At 62.4% G+C, this 3,114-nt stretch carries 3 protein-coding genes; 2 read left to right on the forward strand and 1 reads right to left on the reverse strand.

The features are described 5' to 3' along the window. Positions 1-1,474: hypothetical protein (locus KA184_23740; protein MBP8132604.1), on the reverse strand; the 1,474-nt coding region annotated here is incomplete at its 3' end. Positions 1,475-1,639: 165 nt separating this feature from the next. Here KA184_23740 and KA184_23745 point away from each other — a divergent pair. Further along, complete coding sequence (locus KA184_23745) at positions 1,640-2,347, forward strand: hypothetical protein (GenBank protein ID MBP8132605.1); 708 nt, start codon at positions 1,640-1,642, stop codon at positions 2,345-2,347. Positions 2,348-2,357: 10 nt separating this feature from the next. Continuing rightward, on the forward strand, positions 2,358-3,114 hold a 757-nt coding region (locus tag KA184_23750; GenBank protein ID MBP8132606.1), incomplete at its 3' end, for a ThuA domain-containing protein.

Raw genomic sequence — 3,114 nt, forward strand, 5'->3', positions numbered from 1 at the left:
GGGCGAACCCGGCGTCGCCCGTCCGTTTCGCGGCGTGCTCGATGGCGTACAAGGCGGCGAGACAGATGCTGCCCGTGTAGGCGCTGGTGCCCCACCACGGCCACACATCGTAGTACTGGTTCGCCGGAAAGCCGGTATCACTCCCGGGCGCTTCGTTTACGAGCCCGTCGCCGTCGGTGTCCAGCGTCAGCGCGTAGCGCATCGCCTTCTTCATGGCCGGATAAACCGCGCGCAGGTAGGCGTCGTCGTTCCACAGGACATGGTTGCGCCAGCAGGTGAGCACGAACTCCGTCGAGACGATGGGCTTCTGCAGGTCCATCATGGGCGTGCGCGTGCCGAGTGGCGCACCGAAACCGAACGCAATCTGGCCGGTGTCCGCCTGTGTGCGCATGAACTCGGCCATCGTTGCCTTTTCGCATTCGGGCCAGAGCAGCGCAAGCGGGAACGAGCCGTTGAAACGGCACACGAAGGTCTCCGTAATTGGGCAGCCGCTGAACGACTCGCTCAGAAAGGACCGTCCGTCGTCCAGCCACCAGGAATTGCGCGCAAGGATGTAGAGCCCGTTCACCAGGGCGTCCTGCAGCATCGGGGGAACATCGCACGCATAGACGCGCTCCTGCCACTCGGTGATTGCGCGCTCGATGGCCGTTCCCCGCTTCAGCGCGGATTCCAGCGCGTCGTTCGCATCCTGGTAGTGGGCCGCGTAGCGATGCAGCAGTCGTTCCCCATCGCTGGAATCCCACTCGGGGAAATACCACGCAAGCACGAAAAGCACCTCGCTGGCCTGACCCGGCGCAAGGGTGCACTCCCCAATCGCTTCCACACGCCCCTCCTCCGGCGTCTCGCGCCGCGCCGTCCAGCCGGCGCCGTAACAACCCACGGCGTAGCCTTGGTTCAAGAGCAGCCCATCCGCCGCTTCCTCATGGGATACCGGCAAAGACCGCCAGGTCAGCCGGATCAGCGCGGGAACCGGCTGTTCGCCGCCATTCGTGAGCGTGAATTTGAAGAATACGGCGGGAAGGGCCGACGCGTCGTAATCGTGCGGCACGAGCGGCGCAAAGGCGCGCAAATAGACGCGCACGGGCGCACAGGCGCCGCTCAGATCGAGGTCCGCGCACGGGAAATGGCCCCATAACCGGCTCCCGGGCACGGGCGCGCGCCCGGGGAATAATCCGGCCTCTTTCCCCCCCACTTGAATGACGAAGCCGCTCTCCGGCGATACCGGACACGGCTTGAGCCAGTCGTTCTCGACACTCGCCGCGGCGAACGCACCGCTCGCAGTCATCTCTATGAACCCAGTCCCCATCGCGCCCAGCGGAATCGGACTTTTCAGCGTGTCTTGCGTGTGCCAGACGCCGCTGACCGGACGGGCAAAGCCCGGCGCCTCAAACCGCTCGAATTGGGGCTGCGCATGCACCAGGAGGGGAACGAGCAACATCAGCATGAACGATACCTCCGCATCATCGCCGTCCACGGGCCGGCCTCCGCGATGAGACGCGGCGAAAAGCCGGCCCTGCAAGACTGCTGTAAACCTTCCTGCGGTGCAAGTGTTCTTCCTGCCGGGGGGCCTTGTCAACCGCGGCGTCATTGACACGGGCGAGAGAGAGTGCCATGCTTGTCGCAACTGGAGGCACAACGCATGCACAACTGGCGTCCCATAGCGGCGGCTGGTCTTTGTCTCTGCGCGGCGGGGGCATGGGCGGAACCGGAACCGGCGACCGCGGCCCCGCAGCAACAATGCATCCCGCCGGACTGGGAGCCGATCATAATTAATCTGCCAAACCCGCTATTTGTAGGCACGCCTCGCGACCTGTGGACGCCCAACCTGGAGCCGCCCGTGCTCAAAGCGCGCGAGCCCCTGTACGCGCCCAAGGGCGTGGAGAACCTGGCCGCGCGCGCGCCAGTTACCGCCAGCCAAATGCGTCCCCTCATCGGCAACCTGGAACAGATCACCGACGGCGAAAAGACGGGCTCGGACGGTTATTTCATCGAGATGGCGACGGGCCTGCAGTATGTGCAGCTGGACCTGGGCGAGATGCGGGAACTGTTCGCGCTGGCCGTGTGGCACTTCCACATGGAGCCGCGCGTCTATTTCGATGTCGTGGTGCGCGTGGCGGAAGACCCCGACTTCATCACGAACGTGCGCACCCTCTTCAACAACGACCATGACAACTCGGCGGGGTTCGGCGTCGGGAAAGAGAAGGAATACATCGAAACCTACGAGGGCAAGCTGATGCCTGTCCAGGACGTGCGGGCGCGTTATGTACGCCTGTACAGCCGGGGCAATACCTCGAACGAGTTGAACCATTACATCGAAGTCGAAGTCTATGGCAAAACCGCCGAATGAGGAAAGACGCATGCGATACGCACTGGTTCTGCTGTGTGTACTGACAACGAGCATTATCTATGCGCAAGACAACATGGCAACGCAACCTGATGATCATGCAATCGATGTTGCGGTGGTGACAGGCGGGCACGATTTCGACGAACCTCCGTTTCTGGCAATGTTCGAGGGACTCGAAGGCATCCGGTGCACGCATCTTCCTCAGAAAGAGGGCAGCGAATTTCTGGAAGACATTGCCGCCTGGCCCTACGACGTGATCCTGCTCTACAACATGTCCCGGGGCATTTCCGAGAAGCGGCAAGCGAACCTGCTCGCGCTTTTGAACCGAGGCGTGGGCCTGGTCATGGTCCATCACGCAATCGCGAATTACCCTGATTGGCCGGAATACGGCAACTTGATTGGCGCAACGTATTATCTGGAAGAGACCACGGCTTCAGGCGCACCTCATCCCCGGTCCGAATACACGCATGATACGGAAGTTCGCGTGAAGGTCGAGGACCCGCAGCATCCGGTCACGCGAGGCGTTTCCGATTTCGCTGCCGTGGACGAGGTCTACCGGAAATGGGATTGTCATCCCGGCAATCACCTGCTGCTGAGCACAGACAACCCGGAAAGCAACCGCGAACTCGCCTGGATTCGCGAAGAGGGAAACCGGCGGGTATGCTGCATTCAACCGGGCCACGGCCCAAGCATCTTCTCGGATGCCAATTATCGGCGCCTGATTGAGCAGGCAATCCGATGGACAGCGCGGCAAGACGACACGAAGAAGT

Source organism: Candidatus Hydrogenedentota bacterium (assembly GCA_018005585.1).
GTDB lineage: Bacteria > Hydrogenedentota > Hydrogenedentia > Hydrogenedentales > JAGMZX01 > JAGMZX01.